Consider the following 25,123-nt stretch of genomic DNA (forward strand, 5'->3'; position numbering starts at 1 on the left):
AACGGCACGGCACCCTTCTGCTCCATCCGGGTTTCGCGACGAAGAAGGCGGGAACTCGTTCGTATGCCGCCCAACTCGCTTTGGCTCGACCGACCCGCCCACCGGCCCTACCGCGCGATCGATTTCGCACGGACATACGACACCGTCGTCATCGGTGCCGGACTCACCGGCTTGATCACCGCGTTGCTGTTCGCGCGAGCCGGCGACCGCGTCGCGGTGCTCGAAGCACGCAGCATCGGTGCTGTGACAACCGGCAATACGACGGCCAAGATCAGTGTTCTGCAGGATACGAAACTGTCGTCGATAGCGTCGAAACACTCGCAGCAGCAGGTGCGTCGGTACGTGCACGGCAATACTGCCGGGCAGCAATGGCTGCTCGAATACTGCGCACAGCGAGATATCGCCGTCCAACGCGAAACGGCGTACACCTACGCCACGACCAAGTCCGGTCTCACCGCCGTTCGCGACGAACTGCGCGTCGCACTCGGTGCCGGGCTGAACGCGTCGTACGGCACCGACACCGAACTCCCCTTCGAGGTCGCCGGTGCGGTGTCCGTACCGGACCAAGCCCAGTTCGATCCGATGGACGCCGTCATCGCCCTCGCCGAGGATGCCTCGAGTGCAGGAGCCGACATCACCGAAGGGATTCGGGCTCTGGGGGTGAGACGGAGAATCCGCCACGTCGAGGTCGAGACGGAGCAGGGTTCACTCCGCGGATCGCGGATCGTGTTGGCTACCGGAACACCCATTCTCGACCGAGGTGCCTTCTTCGCGCGAATGGAACCGATGCGTTCCTATGCCGCCGCGTACGAGATCGATGGCGACGTCCCCCGCGGGATGTACCTTTCGGCCGACTCCCCCAGCCGATCGATTCGGTACGCGCCGACGCCGAACGGCGATCTACTGCTCGTCGGCGGCAACGACCACGTCGTCGGCCGCGAGTCCTCTCCGCAGGCTCAGGTGAACGACCTCGACGAATGGACCGCGACATACTTCCCCGGAGCTCGACGGCAACACAGGTGGTCCGCGCAGGACTACGGATCGATCGACGCGTTGCCCTACGCCGGACCACTTCTGCCCGGTGACGACCGCATCTGGGTCGCTACCGGCTACGACAAATGGGGAATGACCAACGCCGCCGCATCGGCGCTTGTCCTCGCACAACGAGCATTCGGCGGTCGAGCCGACTGGGCCGGCGCGTACGACAGTTGGAATGTTCGCCAGCTCACCGGAATCGTCGACGCGATCCGTATCAATGTGAACGTCGGACTGAACATGGCCAAAGGATGGGCGAAACCGGTCACCCGGGGCACGAAGACCCCACTCGCCGAGTGGCAAGGTCACGTGGAGCCCGGCATCACACCCAAGGCTGTCTGCACCGTCGACGGCGTCACCCACCGCGTGTCAGCGGTGTGCCCGCACCTCGGCGGCATCGTGGCCTGGAACGACGCCGAAAAGTCGTGGGACTGCCCGTTGCACGGTTCTCGCTTCGCAGCCGACGGCTCCGTACTGGAAGGTCCCGTCACATCGGGTCTGACACCACATCCTTGACCGCCGGCCTGCAGGAGCCGGGAGACACCGCAGGATTCGATCAGCGTGGAGCCAGTCCGGTTTCCACATCCTTCTGAGTATCCGCGAGGAATGCATCGAACTCGTCGCCGATCATGAAGGTCGTCGTGAACTTGCTGCGCTCCGCGATCTGCTTCCAGGTGGGTGTCTCCACCATCGTGCCCAGCGCCTTCTGCCAAAACTCCACGGCCTCGACAGGCATGTCCGGTGGCCCGTAGAGTCCCCGCCAATTGGCCAGTGTCACATCCAATCCCAGCTCCTTCGTCGTCGGAACCTCGAGACCGGGGATCCTGTCATCGGCGAGAACACCGATCCCCGTGAGGTTTTCGGCCGACAGTTCGTCGACGAATTCGCTGACGCCGCCGATGGCCACGTCGATCTCGCCGCCCAGAAGTGCCGCGCTCTGAGCGCGGCCACCTTCCTGGGTGACGTAGCGGATCGCGGACGGGTCACCGCCGGCCGCCGAGACCAGGAGGCCGAAGGGCAACTCGTCGTCGTAGGCCGCGCCCACCACCACATTCGATGGATCCGACGCTATCGCCGCGAGAACTGCGCGGAGGTCGGCGAAAGGACCACCCGGACGCGTCACGACGACGTAGTACTCGCTCATCAGGCAGGCAATCATCGTGACGTCGTCGTAGCCGTATTCGGACACTCCGCTGACCTGATTCACCATCATCGACAGCGACGTCACCGCAAGCTGATCGCTCGCGCCGCGGTGCTCGTCGACCATCGTGGCAAGATAGTCGACTCCGCTACCACCGGGTCGATTCTGCACGGGGAGAGCTGTTTCGACGATTTTTTCCTTCTGGAGGGCGTCGACCACCGACCGGATGGTGAGGTCGAAGCCACTGCCAGGATCTGCTCCGGCCGTCATCGTCACCGGGCCGTCGGGATAGGGCACCGATTCAGACGTGGACGGGGCATCGGCCTCGGATCCCGAATCGGTACATCCGGTCAGCAACAGTGCGGCAGCGATCATCACGCCGAATACGGATTTGTTCATCGAGTGATACGACTCCTGGGTCGACGTGATCGGATTCGGCTGCTGTCCACTGTTTCCGGCGCTCACTCGGCCGGTCTCGCGGGCTCCGGCCCAACTCTAGGACGCGGCGTCCCATTACGAAGCACATCGACCTCCGAAGAGCTGCGTTTTTCCACGCGAATACCAGTACGCGAATTACCCGTCGCAGTGTCGCGCACTGACTTACAGTTGCCCGGTGTCGAGCTGGATACTGGGTCTGATCGTCGTCCTCGTCGTGGTTGTGGCCGTGACGGCGAAACTTGCTGCGCGTACCCGGGCACCGGACCCCGGTTGGTTCATCGACAGCACTCGAGCGGCCGGCGCGCTGACGGTCATCGGCACGATGTTCTCCGTCCTGTTGGCCTTCACCATTTTCTTTGCGCTGCAGAGTTATCAGCGTGCGAGCAACGGAGCCAGCGTGGAAGCCGTAGCGGTGACCGAGCTGCACAATGTGGCCGATGTCCTCGAGGGACACGACGGAGAACTGTTGCACGGTGGCCTCATCTGCTACAGCCGGGCGGTCGTCGCGGACGAGTGGCCCGCTATGACGAGAAGCGAAACGTCCCCCGCTGTCAACCACTGGGTCGACACCATGGCCGAAGGCTTTGCGGCCACCACACCGGAAGGTGCCTCGCAAGAAGCGGCATACTCACAATGGTTCGACCAGCAAGCCGAGCGCCGCGACGGCCGCCGCGACCGGCTGGCCGAAGCGACACCGTCGGTTCCTTTTCCACTGTGGATCGTTCTGGGAATCGGAGCGTCGGCCATTCTCTCGTACATGTGCGTACAGGCGGATCGCCGCGAATCCGCCGTCGTACAAGCCGTTCCGATCGCCTTCGTGTCCGCGCTCGTGGCCTCCGCCCTGGTTGTGGTCGCGTTTCTCGATCACCCCTACTCGGATTGGTCGGGCAGCATCCAACCCACCGAAATGAACGTCACGCTGCAGTTCATCGACGACGGTCATCCGGTTCCGTGCGACGACTCCGGCAACCCGACCTGAACCGAACAGGTCTCTACCGCGCGATCGGCATGACCTGACGCACCTTCGGATCCCGCAGATACAGCGCACCCCACGCAAGGATTCCAACGTAGACCGCAAACAAGACCGTACTGAACAGCGGCTTGTCGACCCGCCAATTGGTGAGGACGGCACCACCCAAATATCCGGTCAGCAGAACGGCACCCAGAAATGCGGTGCGCGGCACCACGTACAGAATCAGGCACACGAGTAGCACGACGCCGATGACGGGTGTCATCTCGTCTCGCAGCCCCAGTTCCACGGTCGCGTCCTTCACCTGCTGCACATTCAGCAATTTGCCGACGATGTCGAAGATCAGAAACAGCGCAAGCAATACCGTCAGGCCCCAGCCCACGCGAGCGGCAGTGCGCGAGTTGGTTGCAGGGGTGGTCGTCGTGGTCATGATGTTCTCCGATGCTCGATAAACAAGGTGTCGCCGGTATCGACTGCCGTCGGTAGGAAAACTCACCGCCGTGGCGGCTCCACCGAAACTGACATCGTCCTCTCGACGTTGTCGAGACGTTTTCTAGGACAACGGTTGCGAGAGGTCCCCGTCAGGACTGCCATCGGGTGAAGGCTCACGTGGTGGTGCTGCCTTCCGCCGTGAGCGATTGCGCCAGCATCAGGATTATTCCGCTCGGACCGCGCAGGTAGATGAGCTTGGTCCGTGAAAAATGCGATCGTGGCGTCGATATCGCGGGCGGCGATACCGACATTCACCAGTTTCATGGTCACGGCTCCTCCTCGATGCATTGCCGTCGAAAGAATACGAGAGTCGACATCGTCGCGGCTCCGACTTGTCAGACCTGCGGCAACGAGCGCACAATTTGCCACCATGGCATTGATCTCGAAGGGTTTCGTGGGCCGCCGGCGCGGCGACGACGGGCGCACTCCCCCCGGCCAGTATCTGACCAAGGACTTTCCTGTCCTGGCAATCGGGCCCGCACCCGTCGTCTCGACCGACACGTGGTCGTTTTCGATCACCACCGAACGGGGCGAGACTCGCAGCTGGACCTGGGACGAACTCGCGGCGCTACCGCACGAGACTCCGACCGTCGACATCCATTGCGTCACCAAATGGTCGAAGCTCGACACCACGTGGCGCGGGGTGAGCCTGGACGTTCTGCTGGACGGGCTCGACACCGATGCCGGGTACGTCGTGGTGCACGGCTTCGACGGCTACACCACCAACCTTCCTCTCGAAGACCTCAGGGACGGCAAGGCCTGGGTGGTCACCGAGTTCGACGGCGCTCCCCTGACTCGCGAACACGGTGGTCCCGCACGGCTTCTCGTACCGCACCTGTACTTCTGGAAGTCGGCGAAATGGGTCTCGCGCATCGAGCTGACGGTCGAGAACGAACAAGGCTTCTGGGAACGCGGCGGGTATCACGACTACGGAGATCCGTGGCGCGAGCAGCGCTACCAGGGCGACTGACGTGAGTGTGACAGCCGGGGCAAAACCCTGGCTCGTTGCCACGGCGGCGGCCGTTCGGCGTGAGACACCCACCGCGTCCACTCTCGTTCTGGACGTGGACGGCTGGCCCGGTCATCTCGCCGGCCAACACGTGGACGTCAAGCTCACCGCCGAGGACGGCTACAGCGCGCAGCGAAGCTACTCCCTGGCGTCGGCGCCCGACGGCACGTCGCGCATCGAGATCGCGGTGCAGAACGTCGCGGACGGAGAGGTATCGCCTTACCTCGTCGATGCCGTCGAGGTCGGCGATCGCATCGAGCTGCGGGGACCGGTGGGTCGATGGTTCGTGTGGCGGCCGTCCACGCCCGCCGAGACTCCGTCTCCGCCGATCCTGTTGGTGGGTGGCGGTTCCGGCATCGTCCCGCTCCGCGCGATGGTTCGCGCTCAGGCGTCGGCACCGGGCGGCCGGGTCCCGTTCCGAGTGCTGTACTCGGTGCGCGAACCCGCCGAGGTCTACTTCGCGGACGAGTGGGCTCACCCTCCCGCTGGTGTGGACGTCACCATGATCCACACGCGTCGCGCTCCTGCCGGCAGCGCGCGACCCCTCGGCCGCATCACCCTCGACGACATAGACGCACACGGGTGGCCGGCGGAATTCGAGCCGCGATGCTACATCTGCGGCCCCACGAGCTTCGTCGACGCGGTAGCGGACATGTTGGTGGCGAGAGGACACTCGGCAGCAAACATTCGTACGGAGCGTTTCGGACCGAGCTGACGCTGTGCGCGCAATTCCGAATGGATCAGACGACGCCGCGAAGAAACTCGAATTTCGACCGGTTGTACTCTTCTGTCGATCGTGAGCCCGTCACCATGAATGCGTGGTCGAGCGTCGCCTCGTTCTTGCTGTACAGGTTCAGGCGATTCTCGACGCGTACTCGGTCCAGCGTGGCACTCAACTCGGCAGCTTGATCAGGGAAGGTGCCGGTATTGCCGTCGGCGATGAAGCTGGGCGGGAAGTCGGATGTGGCGTGGTCGATGACGTTCGCCAACGCCACCGTCTTCGCATCGGTGGTGTCCAGGTAACTGCGGGCACCGAGCTCGTATCCGAAGCCGTTCGACGGACTCGGGGTTTGCGGCGTTCCTGCTCTGCCGACATCGAGAACGGCACTGTCGAACACGGTGGCCTTCAGGGCATTTCGATCCATTGTGGGTTCGATGCCCATCTCGCGGGCATAGTCGGGATTGGTCTGTACGTTGGCGTAGCTGCCCACGATCTGGCCACCGGCACTGTTTCCGGCGAGCACCACCCGGCTCATGTCCAGACCGTATCGGTCCGAGTTCGCAGTCAAGAACCGTATCGCCTCGCCCAGTTGGATTGTCTGCGTGGGGAAACGGTATTGCGGTGCGAACGCGTAGTTCACGGATACCAGGTTGTAACCGGCATCGAGGGCAGGACCCGATCCCGCAGCGAAGTACGGACTACCCGTCGCAGATGCAGGATCACCGGCCGCCTTGTCCCCGCCGATCCATCCCCCGCCGTGAACCATGACGTACGTGGGCCGACTCACCGATGGATCGTTGTCGGCGATGTAGATGTCGAGAAACGAGTTGGGCAGAGTCGACCCGTATTCGACGTTGCTGGTCAGTCCTGCCCCGCCGACGACCGTCGTCGCCGTCGGCTCGCCGGGCTCGAACGAATTGCCCTCGCCCAGTTGCTGCAGCGCCTCTACGATCGGCGCCGGACTCGCCGCCACGGTGACCATCAGCGCCGACACCAGCACCGCAGCCACCCCGGCGCAGCCGACCGACATCGCAGTTGCGACTCTCACCGAGCGCCGAGCCCGACGCCAGCTGTCGGTCGATCGACGCGACCACGCCGCAACAAGCGACACCAGTCCCGACGCGATCGCCACGATCGAACAGAGAACCCCCAGAGGGTGGTTGCCCGTTGTCAACCACACGATCTGCGTGACGACGACGGATACACCGAGCATTGTCCCCACCACTGCAAGCTTTCCGCCGACGCGCGAGCGGACGAGAACGATCGCGACCACCGCCACTGCGATGATCCACAACCCCACCGCGAAATGCTGACGGATGAGCAGAACCTGTAGCCACGCGAGCACGAGCCCGGCGGTGCCCGTCATCGAAAGAGCAGCCACCGTCGCAACCGTGCGATGACCACTGCCGATCTCCTGTGGCACGTTTCCCCCTGCATTCGCACGTACTGCATCGACACATCGACGACCGATGATCACGTTCTAGCGTAGGGGGTCCGTTTCGGTACCTCGGTCACGCCTTACTCCCCGGACGCGTGACGGTACCTGTGCAGATCACGGACCGTGTCGGCGAATTCGGCGACCGGACCGTCCACCACTATCCCGGGCACAATCTGCTCGATCGGCGACGGCGTGATGGCCAGCGGCGCGGCCCCCAATTCATCGAGCCACTCGAGCAATTGAGTCGTCGAGGTGGCGTAGACGATGCGGCCGAGTCCGACGATCCCGTGGCTCGCTGCGCACATCACGCAGTGCTCGCCGGAGGTGTAGACCGTCGACGATCGGCGTTCTTCGGGGTCCAGATGGGTAGCTGCCCAGCGCGACAACGCGATCTCGGGATGCTGGGTGGGATCGCGTCGATCACCGACTCGATTCCTGTCCTCGGCCAGTATTTCCCCGCTGCTCGACACCAGTAGCGAACCGAAAGGATCGTTACCCGTGTGCGCCGCTTCCGCCGCCAACTCCACCGCACGAGCCAGGAACTTACGATCGCTCGGGGAGATGCTCACGTCCCGACCGTACCGCCTCGTGATCCACCACCTCGGACCGGATCATGGTCGACGTCGGTGGCGACAACTGCTGCTGCACGACAGAAGAACCATCCATATTTGCAGCGCCGCAACAGCGATTGGATCCATCCCTTTCCGACCCGCGTTCCCATACTGTCGGCACCATGACCATAGATCGCGTAGCGGTAGCCGGCGGAAACCTCGCAGTCGAAACACACCCCGGCACCAGCGAGCCCATCCTCGTGGTGCACGGGGTGTCCAGCCAGCGGATGCTGTGGGGCTGGTTGCGGGCCGCATCGCCGCATCTGACCTTGGTCGCACCGGACCTACGCGGCCGAGGTGACAGCGTCGACGTCGCCGGACCGTCGTCGCTCGCTCGGCACGCCGACGACCTGGACGCCGTCATGGATGCCCTCGGACTCGACGCCGCGCACGTGTGTGGAATGTCGATGGGTGGCTTCGTGTCGGTGGAGTTCGCAGCTCGGCACCCGTCCCGAGTGAAGAGTCTCGTGCTCGTCGACGGTGGCGTTCCTGTGGCACCGCCGGCCGGTCTCACTCGAGAGTCCGTAGCGGCCGTGTTCGCAGACAGGCTTGCTCGAACTCGGCAGCACTTCGATGCCGTCGACGAGTACGTAGACTTCTTGGTGTCGACGTCGCTACCGCTACTCGACCCGGCCGATCCGCTCCTGCGGACGTACGCCGGACACGATCTGGTCGACGGGTCGGTGCGATTGTCGTCCGATGCGGTCGTCGCCGACGCCGAGGATGTGTTCTTCGGCGATTCCCGGTTCGGAGAATTGACCGTGCCGATTCGATTCCTCCACGCGCAGTGGAGCGTTGGAGCGGATTCGGCACCGATGTACTCACCTGAAGACATCGAAGCTTTCGATCTGACATCGGTCACCCCGATGATGGGTCTCGACCACGCCGGCACGATCATGACTGCGGTCGGTGCGGCTGCGGTCGGAGCACGAATCGACGAGGCACTGCAGAACGGGTGACGGAGCGACCGGTGGCTGCAACAGCGCCGTCTCGCAGTTCGTACCTACCGCCCTGCAGCGGGCACCTCGGTTGTGTGCACCGAGGTGCCGACTCCGAGCACCCCGGTGATGCCGTAGAGAACGAGGAAGAGCCCGAGCCCCCCGTCGAATCGGCTGAGCGCGAAGATCGTCGCGGCGAACAGGGGAATGGATACTACTGCTACACGTTTGACACCGAACCGGTCCAGCAACGGACCTGCGAACGCCAGCGCGATCGCCGTACCGAGTGAGCTCCACAGACTCGCCAGCGTGGTCTGCCTTCTGCCCCAACCGAACTCGTTCTGCAGGGGCACGATCAACGGTCCGAGCGTGTAGCCGAGCGCACTGATACCCAGTCCGGCACCCACTGTCGCGAACGCGAGCACCTTCCAGTTCATCGCTAGCTCACTGCGGTCGGGCGCATCGGTATCGACGGGGCTGCGTGGGTGCACGGAACAGCCTTTCTGTGGTGGTAACTCTGAGGAAGTCCGTGCCGTGGGCACATCCACCGCATTGATGCCCCAGATCCTCTCGAGCGGCCGCACTCGGCTCACTTCTACACTCCACGAAGTCCGAAATGGAGCGCTCGGTGATGGTCGGATATCCATTTCGTCAGGTGTGTCGGGCGTCTCACACAGTCACACTTGGCCTCTACGGCGAAACGGTGCTGCTCTCGTCGAACATGGTCAGGAGAAAAATATGAGTGAAGCCCGTGCCGTTCAGGAGACACCCACCTCCACCGATTCCCGCAAGGGGATCGACTCGACCTCGAGGCAGGGCAGCTGCGTGCGACTGCGTTTCAGGGACTGCGCGGACCGAAGAATGCCCGACACGACCGAACAGTTTCTGCGCGACGCGGTGCACGCCATTTCCGGTGTCGACGCCGTCCCCGCGTGGCAGTCTGTCAACACCACGTCCGCTCGACTCGTGGCCCGGATGGTCGGTGAACTCCACAGCGTCGACATACCCGGCAATAAGCAAGTCTGCGTGGTGAGCTCGGAGCTCTCACTCGCCCTTTCTCGACGCCAACAATCTGCAGGAGCGGAGCCTGCGGAGTGACCATTTGACGCAGGAGCGGAGCCTGCGGAGTGACCATTTCATGCAGGAGTGGAGCCTGCGAGTGACCGAATCATTCAGTACCTCCACCTGTTCCACTGAAACGAAGGAGCTGTGCCCATGCGTCTGGTCGTCGGATATCTCGCCACCCCCAGCGGTAAGGACGGTCTGACTCTCGGGATACAGCTCGCCCGGAGCCTCGGTGCACAACTCGACATCTGCATGGTTCTGCCACCGGACCGCACCGTTGCGTCCAGAGTCCCCGCCGATACCGGCTACGAGGACGTCCTGGCCGCGCGTGCGCAGGGCTGGCTCGAGGAGGCGAAATCGTCGGTGCCGTCCGACATCGACGTCGCCGTGCATGCAAGTTTCCACGATTCCTTTGCGCAGGGATTGATCGACGAGGTGGCCCGGCTGGGGGCGGCAGCCATCGTGGTCGGTGCGTCGGGGGACGGCTTGCTCGGACGTCATGCCGTCGGGTCGGTGTCGACCGAGCTGCTGCATTCGGCACACGTGCCGCTCGCACTCGCGCCGCGCGGCACCCGGCACTCGTCTGCTCTCGAGATTCGTGAGGTGACCTGCGCGCTCGGGACCAGGACGGGTGCGGACATACTGCTGCGGACGGCGGTACGGACCTGCGAAAGAATGCACACTCCACTACGGCTCGTGTCTTTGGTTGCGCTCGATCCCCGCAACGACCTGCGCGATGCCCGGGACAGCTTCGACACTGCGCGTGAGCGTGCCGTCGCACACGCACGCGCCCTGGTGGACGAAGCCAAATCCTCTTTGCCGGAGGACTTTCCACTATCGGTGACCATCGCGGACGGATCGTCCGTCGAATCTGCGGTTCGGACGCTCGACTGGCAGGACGGCGATCTGGTGATGGTCGGCTCCAGTCGCCTCGCTCAGCCCCGCAGACTCTTCCTCGGCTCGACGGCCACGAAGATGCTTCGCGTCCTGCCGGTCCCCATGGTGATAGTCCCCAAGCAGGAGTTCGAATCATGAATCCGTCGACGGAAGGCTCCAATATGGAGAAGAACGTGAGCGGGCCTCCTTCCGCTTCCGATGGAGTCAGCGCCAAGGGCTTGGCCACAGGAACCATCGGCACCTTCTCGGGTGCGGTACTCGGAATTTCATCTGTGGCACCGGGTTACACCCTGACGGCAAGTATCGGCCTGATCGTCGCTGCCGTCGGCCTGAAGATGCCTGCGATTCTGATCGCGGGATTCGTTCCGATGTTTCTCACCGCGTACGCCTACCGCGAGCTCAATTCCGAGTCCCCGGATTGCGGCGCGTCGTTCACGTGGTCAACAAAAGCTTTCGGGCCCTATGTCGGATGGATGTGCGGCTGGGGCATGGTGATTGCAACCATCATCGTACTGTCCAATCTCGCGGCCATCGCCGTGCAGTTCTTCTATCTGTTCTTGGCGAAGTTGTTCGATACACCGTCGCTCGCCGACCTGCCCGGCAACAAGTTCGTCAACGTCGGAACGACGCTCGTGTTCATCGCCGCGGCCACCTGGATTGCGAGTAGGGGAATCACCACGAGTGAGAAACTGCAGATCGTCACGGTCGGCTTTCAGATGGTTCTGCTCGTGATCTTCGCAGTCGTCGCTCTGATTCATGTCGGTGCAGGCGACGCTCCGGGCGGAGTCACCTTCGACCTGGACTGGTTCAACCCGTTCACGGGCGTGGCCGTCGGTGCGTTCGTGATCGGACTCACGGGGTCGATCTTCGCCTTCTGGGGTTGGGATACGTGCTTGACGCTCGGCGAGGAGTCGAAGAACCCGAAGACGACGCCCGGTCGCGCCGGGTTGCTGTGCGTAGCAACCATTCTGCTCACGTACCTACTGGTGGCAGTTGCCGCGATGATGTACGCAGGAGTAGGCGAGGACGGCCTGGGCCTGGGTAACCCGGACAACGCCGAGAACGTCTTCGGCTCTCTGGCCGACCCGGTACTCGGTAAGTGGGGCGGGATGTTGCTGTTCCTCGCAGTGCTGGTGTCCTCGTTGGCGAGCCTGCAGACCACGTTCCTGCCCGCTGCGCGAACGATGCTGGCAATGGGTTCCTATGGCGCCTTCCCCAAGAAGTTCGCCGAAGTGTCGCCTCGCTTCCTGGTGCCGTCCTTCGCAACCGTGGTCGCAGGGGCCGTCACCGCAGGGTTCTACACAGTGGTCACCTTCCTGTCCGAGCGCACGCTGATCGATACCATTGCGGCTCTGGGCATCATGATCTGCTGGTACTACGGCATCACCGCCTTTGCCTGCATCTGGTACTTCCGCGGACGGCTGTTCGACAGCGTGCGTAACACGGTCTTCCGCTTCGTGTTTCCGCTTCTCGGTGGACTCATGTTGCTCGCCGTGTTTCTGATATCGCTCGGTGAAAGCATGAATCCGGAAAACGCCAGCGGAGCATCGATCGGCGGCATCGGACTCGTGTTCTTCCTCGGCTTCGGCATCCTCGTCTTCGGAGCTGCGCTGATGATCGTCATGAGGTTCCGCAGTCCCGCCTTCTTCGAGGGCAAGACACTGGACCGCAGCACCTCCGCGTTGCGGGACGAGAGCGATCTGACGGCCGGTGTCCGTCGAAAGAAAAACTAGCGCGCACGCCAGGGTCCGATGTCAGCGCAATCTCGGTCGGTCGATCACTTCGACGAGTTCGGGACTTCTGCGCGCTGGGTCAGTCACATAACGGGAATCGTCACGCTGTCCGAAACGGAGCGAACAGTCGTACTCGAGTAGCCACTTCGTCGTGTGCGAATCGACTGCATTCCAGAAAGAATCGAGTGCTATCGGCCGAAACCGATGTACCGCAACCAAAGGAGCTCGTCAGTGCCCACCGTCGAACGAGACGTCGCTATCGTCGGGGCCGGCCCTTCTGGCCTGGCCGCAGCAACCGAACTACGCAAGACGGGATTGTCCGTAGCGGTGCTGGAGGCGCGAGACCGCGTCGGTGGACGCACGTGGACGAACACCATCGACGGTGCCAGCCTCGAAATCGGCGGCCAGTGGGTCTCTCCCGATCAGGAGTCGCTGACCGCGTTGATCGACGAACTCGGCCTCGAGACGTTCGACCGGTATCGCGAGGGCGAATCCATCTACATCTCCGCCGCGGGTGAGCGGACCCGTTACTCGGGTGACTCGTTCCCCGTCGACGAGACGACCGAAAAGGAAATGGATCGTCTCATCGCACTGCTCGACGATTTGGCCGCCCAGATCGGCCCCGAGGAGCCGTGGGCACATCCGCTCGCACGTGAACTGGACACCGTCTCGTTCGAGCAGTGGCTCGTCGATCGATCGGACGATCCCGAAGCACGAGGCAACATCGGCATGTTCATCGCCGGTGGCATGCTGACCAAACCGGCTCACGCGTTCTCGGCTCTGCAGGCAGTCTTGATGGCCGCCTCGGCGGGTTCATTCTCACACTTGGTGGACGAGAACTTCATCCTCGACAAGCGTGTTGTCGGTGGGATGCAACAGGTGTCGATCCGGATGGCGGCAGCCCTCGGCGACGACGTCTTCCTGGGCGCGCCGGTGCGTACGGTGCGGTGGAACTCCGACGGCGCAGTGGTGTCGGCCGACGGCGACATCGAGGTGCGCGCCAAGCGCGTCATCCTCGCCGTTCCGCCGAACCTGTACTCGCGCATCTCCTACGACCCACCGCTGCCGCGTCGCCAGCATCAGATGCACCAGCACCAGTCGCTGGGGTTGGTCATCAAGGTCCATGCCGTCTACGACACTCCGTTCTGGCGTGAGGACGGGTTGTCGGGTACCGGCTTCGGTGCCTCCGAAATCGTGCAGGAGGTGTATGACAACACCAACCACCAGGACAGCCGCGGCACGTTGGTCGGCTTCGTGTCCGATGCCAAGGCCGACGCGATGTTCGAGCTCGACGAGCAGGATCGCCGCGCGAGAATTCTCGATTCCATCGCACACTACTTGGGGCCCAAGGCACTCGAGCCGGTTGTCTACTACGAATCGGACTGGGGCTCGGAAGAGTGGACCCGCGGTGCGTACGCGGCGAGCTTCGATCTCGGCGGACTGCACCGTTACGGCAAGGACAGCCGCACTCCCGTCGGCCCGATTCACTTCTCCTGCTCCGACATTGCTGCAGAGGGCTACCAACACGTCGACGGTGCCGTCCGTATGGGCCACCGCACCGCCGCGGACATCGCGTCGAAGCTCGGGAGGCAGTGATGCAGTGGACGATGCCGGCCGAAGGTGCACAGCACGAACGGACCTGGATGGCCTACCCGTCCGGGGGCTATTCGCTGGGCGATACGCCCGAGGAGCAGCATGAGGCGCGGACCACGTGGGCTCAGGTTGCACAGGCGGTCGCTCGATTCGAGCCGGTCACTGTCGTCGTCGACCCCGCCGAAAGCGCCGTCGCACGCGGGTATCTGACCCCCGACACCACTTTTCCCATCGACATCGTCGAAGCGCCGTTGAACGACGCCTGGATGCGCGACATCGGGCCCACGTTCGTGACGTCCGAGGACGGCCGTGTCGGCGGGGTCGACTGGGTGTTCAACGGCTGGGGCGCACAGGATTGGGCGCAATGGGACAAGGACTCGAAGATCGGCGCGCTCGTCATCGAGAAATCCGGTGTCGAGGCGATCGATTCACCGATCGTCAACGAGGGCGGCGGTATTCAGGTGGACGGGCTGGGAACGGTTCTCGTCACCGAGACGGTGCAACTCGATCCCGGCCGCAATCCCACGCTGTCGAAGGCCGATATCGAAGCCGAGCTGGCACGCACGATCGGTGCCACCACGGTGATCTGGCTTCCCCGCGGACTCACCCGTGACGCGGAAGAATTCGGAACACGGGGTCACGTCGACATAGTCGCTGCCATCCCCTCGCCCGGAGTCGTTCTGGTGCACGACCAGCGCAATCCGGAACATCCCGATCACGAGGTCAGCAAGACCGTGTTCGAGATCTTCGAGAACTCTGCCGACGCACGCGGCGAAAAATGGACCATCGTGAAAGTTCCCGCGCCGGAGCTTCTCCGCGACGACGAGGGCTTCGTCGATTACAGCTACATCAATCACTACGTCGTCAACGATGGCGTGATCGCCTGTAAATTCGGCGATCCCGCGGACGAAGAGGCTGCTGCCGTTCTTTCTGCGGCATACCCGGGTCGCACCGTCGTCACCGTCGATGCTCGGCCACTCTTCGCCCGCGGGGGCGGAATTCACTGCATCACACAGAATCAGCCAGAGGCTCAGGCAGACTGAGTGGACGCGGGGACAGGCTTCGAGGACTGCCCATGGAAACTACCCATTCGCGGACGTGCCGATGCGACGAGCATCGCCAGACCCATCTCGAAAGCGCGGGTGGCGATGGGATCGTCGGCGTCCTCGTCCTGCACAGTCCGGTAGGCCGCGGCCAGTCGCGGAAAAGCCTCCTCCTGGCCTGCCGGATCGAACACGACACTCGGGCCGGACATGTCGAGGACACTGCCGAGGATGAACGATTCGAACGCGGTCAGTAAGGGCAAAACGTCCCGGCTGGACCAGCCCACCGCCTCGGCAGCGACCGAGAAATCCTCGTACTCCGCCAACAGCACCGGGGTCGATGCGCGCGTGGTCATGAGCAGGGGAACGGCGCGGTGATGCTCCGCGAAGGCCGATCGATATGACCTGGCCCAGGCGACAAGGCCGTCCTCCCAGGGCAGTTCGCGCAGGGGTGCGGAGTCGATTCGGGCCGAGACCAACGCTCTGACGTCCTCGATCATCGCCGCACGGTCGGCGACGTGGTTGTACAGGGAGGTAGGGTTCACGCCCAATTTGAGCGCTACCCCCCGCATGCTGGCACCCTCGGCTCCGTGCCGATCGACCAGCGCCAATGCGGTGCGCGCAATCAGGTCACGGCTCAGAAGGGCGCGAGGTGGTCGTGCCATGGTCGCCTCCTCTCGGGCGGTCGTCGACGTACCGACAGCTTTGCATGTCGACAGTTTTTCCGTTCACCCGTTCCCAAAACCGACAGTGTGTGTTTTAGTTCTGATCATGACTTCTCCTTCATTCACCGTGGTCGAGGCCGATGCCGCCGCCGTTTCCGCCGCGCTCGCCGAGGGCACCGTGACGAGCGTCGAACTCGTGGCGCGCTATCTGAACCGCATCGGGCACTTCGACCGAACCGGTATTTCCCTGAACGCCGTACCGGTACTCAACCCCGACGCATTCGAGGAAGCAGCCGCATCCGACCGACGCCGAGCAGACGGACAGACCCTCGGCCCGATGGATGGCATCCCGTACACGGCGAAGTCCAGCTACAAGGTTCGCGGACTACCGGTGACGGCCGGCTCGCCCGCATTCGAGCGTCTCGTCGCTACCGATGACGCGTTCGCCGTAGCCCGATTGCGGGCGTCCGGTGCGATCTGCCTCGGCCTGACCAACATGCCTCCGATGGCAGCGGGCGGGATGCAACGCGGACTGTACGGGCGTGCTGAAAGCCCCTATGCCGCGGGATTTCTCACCTCGGCATTCGGCTCGGGTTCCTCGAACGGCTCGGGCACTGCGACGGCTGCAAGCTTCGCGGCCTTCGGACTCGCCGAGGAAACCTGGTCATCCGGACGCGCACCCGCGTCGAACAACGCCCTAGTCGCCTACACGCCCTCCCGTGGGGTCATCTCGGTGCGCGGCAACTGGCCGTTGGTCCCCACCATGGATGTCGTTGTGCCGCATACTCGTACGGTCGACGACCTACTACGCCTGCTCGACGTGGTCGTCGCGGACGACGAGGTCACCGACGGTGACCTCTGGCGCACGCAGGACTGGGTTCCGATCCCGAAGGCATCGGAGGTTCGACCCGCGTCCTTCACCGACCTGCCACCGCTGCCGCTGCAAGGACTCCGACTCGCCGTGCCGCGCCTGTACGTCAACGGCGATCCCGACAGTGCGTACCCGATCCACACCCGCGATTCGGTGATGACTCTGTGGCACACAATGCGCGACGATCTGGTGGCGGCAGGTGCAGAAGTGATCGAGACCGACTTCCCCGTCGTGGAGAACTACGAAGGCCTGCACCCGGACTCCCGCACGATGATCGACCGCGGCTTGGTTCCTGCCGAATTCCTCGGACGCGAACTGCGAGAGTTATCGGTGTGGGCGTTCGACAGCTTCTTGGCCGCGAACGGTCAGCCGGGCCTGCGCAGTTTGACCGAGACCGACCCGGCGCGCATCTTTCCGCATCCCACCGGGGCGCTCCCCGATCGCTACGGCATCCTGCCGTTCGACACGGAATACGATCTCGGGGATTACGTTCCCATGGCTGCCGCCGGTGTGACGCCGTTCGATCGCATTCCGTCCATCGAGGCGGGGATGCGCGGACTGGAGGAGGTCCGCCGCGTCGATTTCGAGAAGTGGTTGCAGGACAATCGGTTCGACGCAGTCCTCTTTCCGGCTGTTGCCGACGTCGGTCCCGCCGACGCCGACGTCGACGTCGCATCCGCGGATATCGCCTGGCGCAACGGAGTGTGGGTGGCCAACGGAAACCTCGTTCCCCGCCACCTCGGCATCCCCACCGTCACCGTTCCGATGGGATCGATGAGCGACACGGCGATGCCGGTCGGCCTGACACTGGCCGGTGCCGCGTACTCGGATTCGACCCTGCTGCAGATCGCCCGTTCCGTCGACGCTCTCGGGGCACGACGAGTAGCACCCACGCGCACCCCGGCACTGAGCGACGAGCAGATCTTCGAGCACCGCGCGACGGCGGGCGGCGAGCTGTCCGTCTCGTTGCGCGATGTGCAGCTGCGGCCGGGGTCCGCAGGCGACGAGCTGTCCTTCGTCGTCGAGGTCGACGGCGGGAGTGCCGAGGAGGTGGAAGCTTTCGTCGACGGCGTCCGTGTGCCAATCCGGGTGACGGGTAACCTTGCTATGGGCGCTATTTCGGTCTCACAGGGTGCCTACGATGTCCTGCACAGTGAGTGGCGGGCATCGTATGGGCCACTCGTCGTCGTCGTCGCCCGCGGCGCAGGCGGCGGTGTCGCCGGAGCCTTGGCCACAACCGAGGGATCGCCTCTCTGAACGCAATTACACTTTTTTCCTCGAGCCACCGAGGCACAGCTGCGCATCCCCCGAGCGGGACGCGCGGCATCCAGGGGAAGTACCGCACGACGCTAGGACTCACAACCAACGGGGGCTATGCTCGGCCGGTGCGAAAGGTGACGAGTGTCGCGAGCCTCGACCTGAATCTGTTGGTGTCGCTCGACGCGCTTCTGCAGCACAAGAGCGTCACCAACGCTGCGCGGCAGCTGAACCTGAGTCAGCCTGCGTTGTCGGCAGCGCTGGCCCGGTTGCGACGGCATTTCGGCGACGAACTTCTCTATCGCGTCGGCAACGAGTACCACCTGACGCCGCTGGCCGCTGAACTCCGCCAACGCGCTGGACTGGCTCTGGACGGAGTCGAGCGGGTGTTCTCGGCACGACCCGAATTCAGCCCGCACGAGTCGACGCGTGAGTTCGGCGTCTTGATGAGCGATTACGGCATCACCGTATTGGGCGAGGCGCTCGCCGGGCTTTTCACCGAGGCCGCACCCCATGCCCGTCTGCGTTTCAGCCCGACCAGTCCGGATCTGGTGGCGCGGGCCGAACAAACGCTGGTGGGCACCGACCTGATGCTGGTGCCACACGGATTCGTGACCGATCTGCCACACCGCGATCTGTATCGCGATCGTTGGGTGATGATCGTGTCCTCGGACAACGACCACATCGGTCCCACCATGAGCGTCGACGACTTGAAGAACTCTCCCTGGGTCGTGGTGTTCCATGGCCAGTCGGCCGCCACACCGGCGGACCGGCAACTGAGGATGCTCGGCATAGAGCCGAACGTTCAGGTGATCACCGAGAGCTTCCTCACCGTGCCCAACCTCGTTGCCGGTAGCAATCGTATTGCGCTGCTTCAGGAAAAGCTGGTCAAGCTCCTTCCCGCAGGCTCGGGGGTGCGCACCATGGAGTGTCCTGTGGAGCTGGGTGAACTGGTGGACACCATGTGGTGGCACCCCGTCTACGATCGCGATCCCGAGCATACTTTCCTGCGCGACATCGTCGTTCGAGCAGCAGAGGCCGCCACCGCCGACACGCGGTGACGGTCCCCCTACTTCACCGCGATCGGATTCACCGGCGCACCGACGGCACCGGTCACCGGAATCGGTGCGGCCGTGAGGAAGAACTCGTAGACTCCGTCCGCCGCGCAGTCGTCACCGAGCGCGTCGAGATCCCACATCTCGCCCAGGAACAACCCGATGTTGGGAATGGCAACCTGATGCAGAGGCTGAAACGCAACATCGAATTCGTTCGGACGAACCTCGAAGCCCCAGGTGTCGGTTGCGATCGCCGCCATCTGACTGTCGTGCAACCAATCTGCGGTGGTGAAGGACAGACCGGGCGCTGCTCCCCCGGCATAGTCACCCCAGCCCTCGCGTCGAGTGCGGCTGAGTTGACCGGTACGAACCAGCACCATGTCGCCGCTGCGGATCTCGGAGGTGTGGCCCTGCGCGGCGATCGTTGCCGTCAGGTGCTCGGTCGTGATCGCGAACCCGTCGGGCAATTCCCCGTCTTCGCCGAACTGTCGGCCCACATCCAGTAGCACTCCGCGACCGACGATTCCGTTGGCGACCGTCTCTATGCCGGTGACACCGTCACCGAGGCTGGTGACGACCTTCTCCGCCGGTCGGCCGTTCCATGCCATCCCGTGGTCGAAGATGTGCCCCAGACCGTCCCATTGAGTCGAGCACTGCAGCGGCATCGAGACGACGTCGTCGGCACCGCCGATTCCGTGCGGGAAGCCTTGGATTCCGGTCACGGCGTCGGTACCCGTGTCGAGCATCGTGTGAACCGGGTTGGTTCGTCGACGCCAGCCCTTCTGCGGACCGTCCATGTCGAAACTCTGCGACAACGAGAACGACGCCCCTTTGACGATGAGCGAGGCAGCCGCCGCACGAAGATCACCGGTCAGGTAGTTCATCGTTCCGCGCACGTCATCCTCGCCCCACCTACCCCAATTTCTGTTCCGGAGTGCAGCTTTCGCTATCTCTCCTTCAGGGTCTGTGCGATCGAGAGCTCGCTGAGCATCAGCGGTCGTCATGCGGACGCTCCTCTCGGTTCGCGCGAGGACGAACCGTTCGTGGTGGACGAACCGGCGACACTGCGACGGTCTCGCATTCGTGCATGGTCGACGGTCCGGGCTGCCGGCACGTCGGGGACGGCACGCGATTCACCGACCGTATTGCTCAAGGTGCCGATTCCTTCGACGGTCATCGTGACGACGTCGCCTGCCTGCAACGGAGGCGGAGATTGCTCGCCACGCCTACCCCAGAGTTCGGCGAGACAGCCACCGTTTCCGACGGTGCCACTGCCGAGAACGTCTCCCGGATGTACCCATGAATTACGCGATGCATACGCCACCAGCGCGTCGAAACTCCATCCCATGTTGGCGAGTGAATCGTGGCCGACGCGTTGGCCGTTCACCTCGACGGTGCAGAGGACATCGAGAAATCCGTCCGCATCGCGGAGTGCGTGGATTTCGTCTGCGGTGACGATCCACGGTCCCAACGTGTTGGCGAAGTCCTTGCCCTTGGCCGGTCCTAGATTGACCTGCATCTCACGACGCTGCAGATCGCGCGCCGACCAGTCGTTGAGGATCGTGTATCCGAAGATGTGGCCCGCCGCCTCGTCCATCCCCACGTCGGCTCCGGACTTGCCGATCACCGCCGCAACCTCGAGCTCGAAGTCGAGCGCGCGGCACGCAGCGGGAGGTGTGATCACCTCGTCGGGTCCGCTGACCGTGTACGGATTGGTGAAGTAGAAGCGTGGGGCCTCGTACCACGCGTCGACCACGCCGCTCTCACCGTCGATACTGCGCCGCACCCCTTCCACATGCTCCTCGAACGCAACGAAGTCACGAATGGTGGAGGGTTGCAGAGGTGCCAGCAGAGTCACCTCTGTCAGGGCGACGGCCTGCCCCTGCAGTGCCTGAGCACCGATGACCAGCGCCTGATCGAGGCCGGCGTCGAGCAGTTGCCGCATCGATCGGTCCAGCGGCCAGACTCGGTCACCGTCGACCACTCCCGACAGCGTCGTTCCCTTGTAGTCGTACGTCGCGAACTTCATACCGGCGGTGCCACGAACAGACCCTTGTCCGGGTCGTTGAAGGACTTCTTCGCCACGAACTCGTCCATTGCGTTCGCGGTTCCCCACTGATCGGACACCTCGGGTGCCGAGAAGTCGAGCAAGTGCGGGTGCCAGGTGTCCTCGTCGAGGACCTCGAGCTCGGTGGTGTACTCCATCGTGTTGCCGTTGGGATCGAGGAAGTAGGAGAACGTGTTGTTGCCTGCTTGGTGCCGGCCCGGTCCCCAGATCTTCTCGACGCCTGCGCGCAGCATTCGTCCGGTTCCCCGCATGTACTCGTCGATGCCGCGGAGCTCGAAGGAGGCGTGATGCAGCGACACGTGCGGGCCGCGAGCAACCGCCATGCTGTGATGCTGCGGGTTGGTCCGCAGGAACCACATCATCTCGCCCATCCTCGGGTGCATGAGCGTATCGGAGAGCTTGAAGCCGAACCACTTGTCGTAGAACGCAACCGTGGCTTCGGGGTTCGGCGAGTTCAACACCACATGAGAGAGCTTCACCGGGATCGATTCGCCCTCCTCGACCTTGCGGTGCTGACGTACCGCGACGTCCGAGGACACCTCGATGGTGCGCCCGTCGACGTCGAAGAAGCGAAAACCGTAGCCCCCGCCCATCGTCTGCAACGTTTCCGGCTCATGGACCAGCTGGACGCCGCCGACTGCGAGGCGCTCGGCGAGTGCGTCGACACCGGCTGCGTCGGCCATTCCGTAGGAGACCAGATCCAGCCTCTTGTCGGCATCCTTGCGAATGCGCACCACATACTGCTCGGGCGAGCCCTCCGCCGCCAGGTAGGTCACATCGCCGTCGGAGCCGACGTCGGTGAGTCCCCACTGGTGCGTGTAGAAGTCGAGCTGCTGCTGATAATCGGGCACGGCGAGATCGACGTGGCGTAGATGGGTGAATGCGTAGTTGCTCACGAAACGACTCCTGCTTCAGCGGGCGACAAGCCGAGGCGAAAGGCATTGTCGCTCAATATTGATCGTGTGACTTCTTCGGAAAACTCTGCCGCGCGAACTTCGGCGACCGGGTCCTCGTTGCCCATATCGAACGGGTAATCCGACCCGAGTACCACCGATTCGGCTCCCACCGCGTCCACGAGCGCGGCAAGCGCCCCCGGTCCGTGCACGAGCGAATCGAACGTGATGCGAGACAGGTAGCTGCTGGGGAGATCCGCGCACCGACGGGCCTCGGGACGTACCTTCCACGCGTGATCGGAGCGACCGATGTAGGTAGGCAGGTACCCGCCGCCGTGCGCAGCCAACAATTTGAGGGTCGGGTGACGGTCGAGTACACCACTGAAGATGATGTGCGACAACGCAACCGCGTTCTCGGTCGGCTGCCCTACGGTGTTGGACAGGTAGAATTTGTCGAGCCGCTCGTCCAGGGAACACCCGAACGGATGCAGGAAGACGATTGCGCCCAGCTCGGCTGCTCGCGCCCAGAACGGTTCGAGTGCTTCGTCGGACAGTTCTACTCCCGGGGCGAACGACGAAATCTCGACGCCCGCAAGACCACAGTTGCCGACCGCGTCATCGAGCGCGGCCACCGCGTCCATCGGTTGTCCGAGGGGAACGAGCCCCAGCCCGACGAGCCGCGACGGTTCTTCCGCCACGAGAGCCGCGATACCGCGGTTCGCACTCGACGTGACCAGCTGTGCCGAGTCGCGATCGGCCCAGTAGTGATACTGGGACGGCGAGGGCGAGACCACCTGCACGTCGATTCCCGCGGCGTCCATGTCGGCGAGCCGTCGATCGACGCCCATGAGCTGAGGAATGCGCGCTGCAACCATCTTTCCGGAGACGGCGAGCGATTCCGCACCGTTGCGCCGGGCATCGAGAGCGCGGTGCGCCTCGAGACCCGGTTGGCCGGCCACCACTGCCTCGACCTCGGGAACGATAGCGTGCGCGTGCACGTCGACTATGCGGCCGTTCACGGTGCCTCACTGACCAGAGCTGCGACGCGGCCCATCAATCCGGGGACGTCGGCATCTCTGTCGTGCGCGAGCATCCAGGTTCCGATCTGTACCGATGCTTCCACGACGGCACGCGCTCGCGGCAGCCGCCGAGCCGTGAAAGCATCGAGCAGAGTGTCGTCGACGGAATCGGCGGCCAGCACCATTTCCGCAAGGACGAATGCGTCTTCCAGCGCCTGAGCCCCGCCCTGAGCGACGGTGGGCGGACAACAGTGCGCGGCATCGCCGATCAGCACGACCCGTCCGCGGTGCCACGGACCGTCGATGACATGCGACTCGAACCAGGTGTAGTTGATGGCACTCGGATCGTCGAGATCGGCCCTGATGTCGTCCCACGGCCCGTGATAGTGCTCGGCCAAACCCTTCATGACACCCAAACGCTCCGCCGGAGACAAGGCGGTCCGATCCTGCGCATCCTCGACAATGTATGCGTACAGGGAGTTTTCGCCGGTCGGGCAGTAGCCCGCGATGTAGCCGGCGCCGCCGTAATAGAGGTCGGTTCGCGTGATGCTGTCCGGACGCGGTCCGACGAGCCGCCAGATTCCCATCCCGGTCGGCTGCGGCGCGACATCGATGCCGATCGCTGCGCGAGTAGCCGAGCGCACACCGTCAGCACCGATGACCAGGTCGTATCGACCCGACGTGCCATCGGAGAACGTGACGGTGACGCCGTCCTCATCGTGCGCGAAAGAGTCTGCGGTGACGGCGAATCGGAGCTTGGCACCTGCACTCTCGGCGGCGTCGTGCAGGATCGTCGCCAAGACCGGGCGTTCCATGCCCACTGTTGCGGGCAGGTCGGGCCCGCCGGTACGGGCGTCGTTCATCTCGACCAGCAACGTCCCGTGCGGATCCGGTGCCCGCAGGCCGAGTGTGTCGAAACCGTAGCCGTGTTCTCGAACGCGATCCCACACCCCGAGCGAACGCAGGACACGTAGGGCGTTGCCTTGCAGAGTGATTCCGGAGCCGGAGGTGTTCTCACGCGCAGTTCTCTCGACCACGTCGACCGATACACCACCCTGTGCCAGTGCGATAGCCGATGCCGCCCCCGCGATGCCGGCACCTATCACCAGTACCGATGTCATGATGCGTTCACCACCGGCGTCTGCTGGTATCCGAGTCCGGTGATGGTCGACGTCATGACGTCTCCGTCTCGCAGGAGTCGTCCCCAGTGCATTCCGTTGCCCGCGGGGCTACCGGTCAAGATCAGATCACCCGGCAACAACTGCACGGTCTGAGACACCGCAGAAACCAATTCCGCGACACCGAACAACATGTCCTCGGTCGATTCGTCCTGCATCGCTTTGCCTTCCAGCTCCAGAGTCAAACGCATCGCGGACACGGCACCGGCGTCGTCCTTCGGCACGATCCACGGACCGATGGGCAGGAAGCCCGGAGCATTCTTCGCGCGCAGCCAGTCGGTACCGATTTCCGGCATGTCGCGGCGGAACACCAATTCGCGGGTCGTGAGGTCGTTGGCGATGGTGTAGCCGGCGATTGCGTCGAGCGCCTCCTCCGGCGACAAGCGGTATGCGGGGCGTCCGACCACCGCAGCCAGCTCGAGCTCCCAGTCGTTCTTGTGCGTTCCCGCCGGAAGCGTCACGGTGTCGTACGGGCCGGTCACCGCAGAAGGCAATCCGATGAAGAAGTACGGATCCCCCTGCGCTGCACGCTTGTCCATCAACTCGGCGGTTTCCGCACGAACCTGGTCCTCGGTACGCCCGTTCGCGATATCGGCGTGCTTGACCGCCAGATCGATGACGTGCTTTCGGTAATTGGCACCGGCCTGCAGAATTTGGCGCGGCTCGACCGGAGCCGCCATGGTGGCGTCCGGGAGCGCGGTCCACTCACCGTCGCCGGACGCAGCAACGGCGCGCAGAGCGGGTAGCAACCTGTCCCAGTCATCCAAGACAGCGCGTGTGCTGATGGGAGCCGTCAGCTTCAGGCTGTCCGCAACGGAATCGAGATTCAGAAGGTTTCCGGCCGACAGAACCACCGCGTGCGGTCCGTCGGCGAGATTCGCCACGCCGAGTGCGAAGGCGGGAAGGGGCAAAGACGCAATGTCCACGGTGGTGACGGCTTTCTGTCGGGAGTGGTGTGATGACCACCACTCTCTCGTGCCGTCGGATCATCAG

The 25,123-nt window shown here is 63.9% G+C and carries 24 protein-coding genes; 12 read left to right on the forward strand and 12 right to left on the reverse strand.

The window, feature by feature from the left end; all coding sequences use genetic code 11:
* Nucleotides 1–63: 63 nt before the first annotated feature.
* A complete protein-coding gene (locus tag ACFI9K_RS03675; protein ID WP_462662285.1) occupies nucleotides 64–1,551 on the forward strand; it encodes an FAD-dependent oxidoreductase in 1,488 nt (495 codons plus the stop codon).
* A gap of 40 nt (nucleotides 1,552–1,591) precedes the next feature.
* Here the strand turns inward: ACFI9K_RS03675 and ACFI9K_RS03680 are convergent, their stop codons facing one another.
* Nucleotides 1,592–2,575, reverse strand: coding sequence for a tripartite tricarboxylate transporter substrate binding protein (locus tag ACFI9K_RS03680; RefSeq protein ID WP_462662286.1), 984 nt, complete (start codon nucleotides 2,573–2,575; stop codon nucleotides 1,592–1,594).
* A 214-nt stretch (nucleotides 2,576–2,789) separates the two neighbouring features.
* Here ACFI9K_RS03680 and ACFI9K_RS03685 point away from each other — a divergent pair, with 214 nt between their 5' ends.
* Nucleotides 2,790–3,593, forward strand: coding sequence for a bestrophin-like domain (locus tag ACFI9K_RS03685; RefSeq protein ID WP_462662287.1), 804 nt, complete (start codon nucleotides 2,790–2,792; stop codon nucleotides 3,591–3,593).
* Nucleotides 3,594–3,606: 13 nt separating this feature from the next.
* Here ACFI9K_RS03685 and ACFI9K_RS03690 read toward each other — a convergent pair whose 3' ends face one another.
* On the reverse strand, nucleotides 3,607–4,014 hold the full coding sequence (locus ACFI9K_RS03690; RefSeq protein WP_462662288.1) for a DoxX family protein: 408 nt from the start codon (nucleotides 4,012–4,014) through the stop codon (nucleotides 3,607–3,609).
* 432 nt (nucleotides 4,015–4,446) lie between these two features.
* Between ACFI9K_RS03690 and ACFI9K_RS03695 the strand changes: the two genes are divergently transcribed.
* Together ACFI9K_RS03695 and ACFI9K_RS03700 are read left to right on the forward strand one after the other, a co-directional pair.
* Nucleotides 4,447–5,046, forward strand: a complete 600-nt coding sequence (locus ACFI9K_RS03695) for a sulfite oxidase-like oxidoreductase (protein WP_462662289.1) — start codon at nucleotides 4,447–4,449, stop codon at nucleotides 5,044–5,046.
* 1 nt (nucleotide 5,047) lies between these two features.
* On the forward strand, nucleotides 5,048–5,800 hold the full coding sequence (locus tag ACFI9K_RS03700) for a ferredoxin reductase (protein ID WP_462662290.1): 753 nt from the start codon (nucleotides 5,048–5,050) through the stop codon (nucleotides 5,798–5,800).
* Between the two features lie 25 nt (nucleotides 5,801–5,825).
* Here the strand turns inward: ACFI9K_RS03700 and ACFI9K_RS03705 are convergent, their stop codons facing one another.
* Nucleotides 5,826–7,187, reverse strand: coding sequence for an alpha/beta hydrolase (locus tag ACFI9K_RS03705; protein WP_462662291.1), 1,362 nt, complete (start codon nucleotides 7,185–7,187; stop codon nucleotides 5,826–5,828).
* Between the two features lie 137 nt (nucleotides 7,188–7,324).
* A complete protein-coding gene (locus tag ACFI9K_RS03710; RefSeq protein ID WP_462662292.1) occupies nucleotides 7,325–7,813 on the reverse strand; it encodes a nucleoside deaminase in 489 nt (162 codons plus the stop codon).
* 164 nt (nucleotides 7,814–7,977) lie between these two features.
* Between ACFI9K_RS03710 and ACFI9K_RS03715 the strand changes: the two genes are divergently transcribed.
* Nucleotides 7,978–8,814 (forward strand): alpha/beta fold hydrolase, encoded by an 837-nt coding sequence (locus ACFI9K_RS03715; RefSeq protein ID WP_462662293.1) that lies wholly within the window; start codon nucleotides 7,978–7,980, stop codon nucleotides 8,812–8,814.
* A 44-nt stretch (nucleotides 8,815–8,858) separates the two neighbouring features.
* Here ACFI9K_RS03715 and ACFI9K_RS03720 read toward each other — a convergent pair whose 3' ends face one another.
* Entirely contained in the window at nucleotides 8,859–9,284 is a 426-nt protein-coding gene (locus ACFI9K_RS03720; RefSeq protein WP_462662294.1) for an MFS transporter, read from the reverse strand.
* 247 nt (nucleotides 9,285–9,531) lie between these two features.
* Here ACFI9K_RS03720 and ACFI9K_RS03725 point away from each other — a divergent pair, with 247 nt between their 5' ends.
* The 5 genes from ACFI9K_RS03725 to ACFI9K_RS03745 all read left to right on the forward strand — a co-directional run bounded on the left by ACFI9K_RS03725 (nucleotide 9,532) and on the right by ACFI9K_RS03745 (nucleotide 15,124).
* Nucleotides 9,532–9,891 (forward strand): hypothetical protein, encoded by a 360-nt coding sequence (locus tag ACFI9K_RS03725; protein ID WP_462662295.1) that lies wholly within the window; start codon nucleotides 9,532–9,534, stop codon nucleotides 9,889–9,891.
* Between the two features lie 117 nt (nucleotides 9,892–10,008).
* Nucleotides 10,009–10,893 carry a universal stress protein gene (locus tag ACFI9K_RS03730; RefSeq protein WP_462662296.1) on the forward strand — a complete coding sequence of 295 codons (885 nt, stop codon included), beginning with the start codon at nucleotides 10,009–10,011 and terminating at the stop codon, nucleotides 10,891–10,893.
* Between the two features lie 23 nt (nucleotides 10,894–10,916).
* The gene (locus ACFI9K_RS03735; protein ID WP_462662456.1) at nucleotides 10,917–12,488 is read left to right on the forward strand and encodes an APC family permease; all 1,572 of its coding nucleotides are present in this window, start codon (nucleotides 10,917–10,919) and stop codon (nucleotides 12,486–12,488) included.
* 231 nt (nucleotides 12,489–12,719) lie between these two features.
* On the forward strand, nucleotides 12,720–14,084 hold the full coding sequence (locus tag ACFI9K_RS03740; RefSeq protein WP_462662297.1) for a flavin monoamine oxidase family protein: 1,365 nt from the start codon (nucleotides 12,720–12,722) through the stop codon (nucleotides 14,082–14,084).
* Complete coding sequence (locus ACFI9K_RS03745) at nucleotides 14,084–15,124, forward strand: agmatine deiminase family protein (RefSeq protein WP_462662298.1); 1,041 nt, start codon at nucleotides 14,084–14,086, stop codon at nucleotides 15,122–15,124. Before ACFI9K_RS03740 ends, ACFI9K_RS03745 begins: the two co-directional genes overlap by 1 nt.
* On the opposite strand, the gene ACFI9K_RS03750 is transcribed toward ACFI9K_RS03745, so the two are convergent.
* Nucleotides 15,112–15,789, reverse strand: a complete 678-nt coding sequence (locus ACFI9K_RS03750) for a TetR/AcrR family transcriptional regulator (RefSeq protein WP_462662299.1) — start codon at nucleotides 15,787–15,789, stop codon at nucleotides 15,112–15,114. The two genes, ACFI9K_RS03745 and ACFI9K_RS03750, sit on opposite strands and share 13 nt — an antisense overlap.
* Nucleotides 15,790–15,895: 106 nt before the next feature.
* On the opposite strand from ACFI9K_RS03750, the gene ACFI9K_RS03755 reads away from it, so the two are divergent.
* Nucleotides 15,896–17,917, forward strand: coding sequence for an amidase (locus tag ACFI9K_RS03755; RefSeq protein ID WP_462662300.1), 2,022 nt, complete (start codon nucleotides 15,896–15,898; stop codon nucleotides 17,915–17,917).
* Nucleotides 17,918–18,045: 128 nt separating this feature from the next.
* On the forward strand, nucleotides 18,046–18,978 hold the full coding sequence (locus tag ACFI9K_RS03760) for a LysR family transcriptional regulator (protein ID WP_462662301.1): 933 nt from the start codon (nucleotides 18,046–18,048) through the stop codon (nucleotides 18,976–18,978).
* 8 nt (nucleotides 18,979–18,986) lie between these two features.
* On the opposite strand, the gene ACFI9K_RS03765 is transcribed toward ACFI9K_RS03760, so the two are convergent.
* The 6 genes from ACFI9K_RS03765 to ACFI9K_RS03790 are packed head-to-tail and all read right to left on the reverse strand — an operon-like array spanning nucleotide 18,987 to nucleotide 25,056.
* Nucleotides 18,987–19,976 (reverse strand): cyclase family protein, encoded by a 990-nt coding sequence (locus tag ACFI9K_RS03765; RefSeq protein WP_462662302.1) that lies wholly within the window; start codon nucleotides 19,974–19,976, stop codon nucleotides 18,987–18,989.
* Entirely contained in the window at nucleotides 19,973–21,001 is a 1,029-nt protein-coding gene (locus ACFI9K_RS03770; RefSeq protein ID WP_462662303.1) for a fumarylacetoacetate hydrolase family protein, read from the reverse strand. The genes ACFI9K_RS03765 and ACFI9K_RS03770 overlap by 4 nt, the downstream gene beginning before the upstream one ends.
* Complete coding sequence (locus ACFI9K_RS03775; protein WP_462662304.1) at nucleotides 20,998–21,936, reverse strand: VOC family protein; 939 nt, start codon at nucleotides 21,934–21,936, stop codon at nucleotides 20,998–21,000. Before ACFI9K_RS03775 ends, ACFI9K_RS03770 begins: the two co-directional genes overlap by 4 nt.
* Entirely contained in the window at nucleotides 21,933–22,952 is a 1,020-nt protein-coding gene (locus ACFI9K_RS03780) for an amidohydrolase family protein (protein WP_462662305.1), read from the reverse strand. The genes ACFI9K_RS03775 and ACFI9K_RS03780 overlap by 4 nt, the downstream gene beginning before the upstream one ends.
* A complete protein-coding gene (locus ACFI9K_RS03785) occupies nucleotides 22,949–24,073 on the reverse strand; it encodes an FAD-dependent monooxygenase (protein WP_462662306.1) in 1,125 nt (374 codons plus the stop codon). Before ACFI9K_RS03785 ends, ACFI9K_RS03780 begins: the two co-directional genes overlap by 4 nt.
* The gene (locus tag ACFI9K_RS03790; RefSeq protein ID WP_462662307.1) at nucleotides 24,070–25,056 is read right to left on the reverse strand and encodes a fumarylacetoacetate hydrolase family protein; all 987 of its coding nucleotides are present in this window, start codon (nucleotides 25,054–25,056) and stop codon (nucleotides 24,070–24,072) included. The genes ACFI9K_RS03785 and ACFI9K_RS03790 overlap by 4 nt, the downstream gene beginning before the upstream one ends.
* Nucleotides 25,057–25,123 lie beyond the last annotated feature (67 nt).

The organism is Rhodococcus sp. PSi06, assembly GCF_054960675.1.

Excerpts from the sequence above, each read along its gene's own strand:
- ACFI9K_RS03675 (WP_462662285.1), top strand. The coding sequence starts at position 64 with ATGCCGCCCAACTCGCTTTGGCTCGACCGACCCGCCCACCGGCCCTAC.
- ACFI9K_RS03680 (WP_462662286.1), bottom strand. The coding sequence starts at position 2,575 with ATGAACAAATCCGTATTCGGCGTGATGATCGCTGCCGCACTGTTGCTG.
- ACFI9K_RS03690 (WP_462662288.1), bottom strand. The coding sequence starts at position 4,014 with ATGACCACGACGACCACCCCTGCAACCAACTCGCGCACTGCCGCTCGC.
- ACFI9K_RS03695 (WP_462662289.1), top strand. The coding sequence starts at position 4,447 with ATGGCATTGATCTCGAAGGGTTTCGTGGGCCGCCGGCGCGGCGACGAC.
- ACFI9K_RS03715 (WP_462662293.1), top strand. The coding sequence starts at position 7,978 with ATGACCATAGATCGCGTAGCGGTAGCCGGCGGAAACCTCGCAGTCGAA.
- ACFI9K_RS03725 (WP_462662295.1), top strand. The coding sequence starts at position 9,532 with ATGAGTGAAGCCCGTGCCGTTCAGGAGACACCCACCTCCACCGATTCC.
- ACFI9K_RS03730 (WP_462662296.1), top strand. The coding sequence starts at position 10,009 with ATGCGTCTGGTCGTCGGATATCTCGCCACCCCCAGCGGTAAGGACGGT.
- ACFI9K_RS03735 (WP_462662456.1), top strand. The coding sequence starts at position 10,917 with ATGGAGAAGAACGTGAGCGGGCCTCCTTCCGCTTCCGATGGAGTCAGC.
- ACFI9K_RS03745 (WP_462662298.1), top strand. The coding sequence starts at position 14,084 with ATGCAGTGGACGATGCCGGCCGAAGGTGCACAGCACGAACGGACCTGG.
- ACFI9K_RS03750 (WP_462662299.1), bottom strand. The coding sequence starts at position 15,789 with ATGGCACGACCACCTCGCGCCCTTCTGAGCCGTGACCTGATTGCGCGC.
- ACFI9K_RS03755 (WP_462662300.1), top strand. The coding sequence starts at position 15,896 with ATGACTTCTCCTTCATTCACCGTGGTCGAGGCCGATGCCGCCGCCGTT.
- ACFI9K_RS03765 (WP_462662302.1), bottom strand. The coding sequence starts at position 19,976 with ATGACGACCGCTGATGCTCAGCGAGCTCTCGATCGCACAGACCCTGAA.
- ACFI9K_RS03770 (WP_462662303.1), bottom strand. The coding sequence starts at position 21,001 with ATGAAGTTCGCGACGTACGACTACAAGGGAACGACGCTGTCGGGAGTG.
- ACFI9K_RS03785 (WP_462662306.1), bottom strand. The coding sequence starts at position 24,073 with ATGACATCGGTACTGGTGATAGGTGCCGGCATCGCGGGGGCGGCATCG.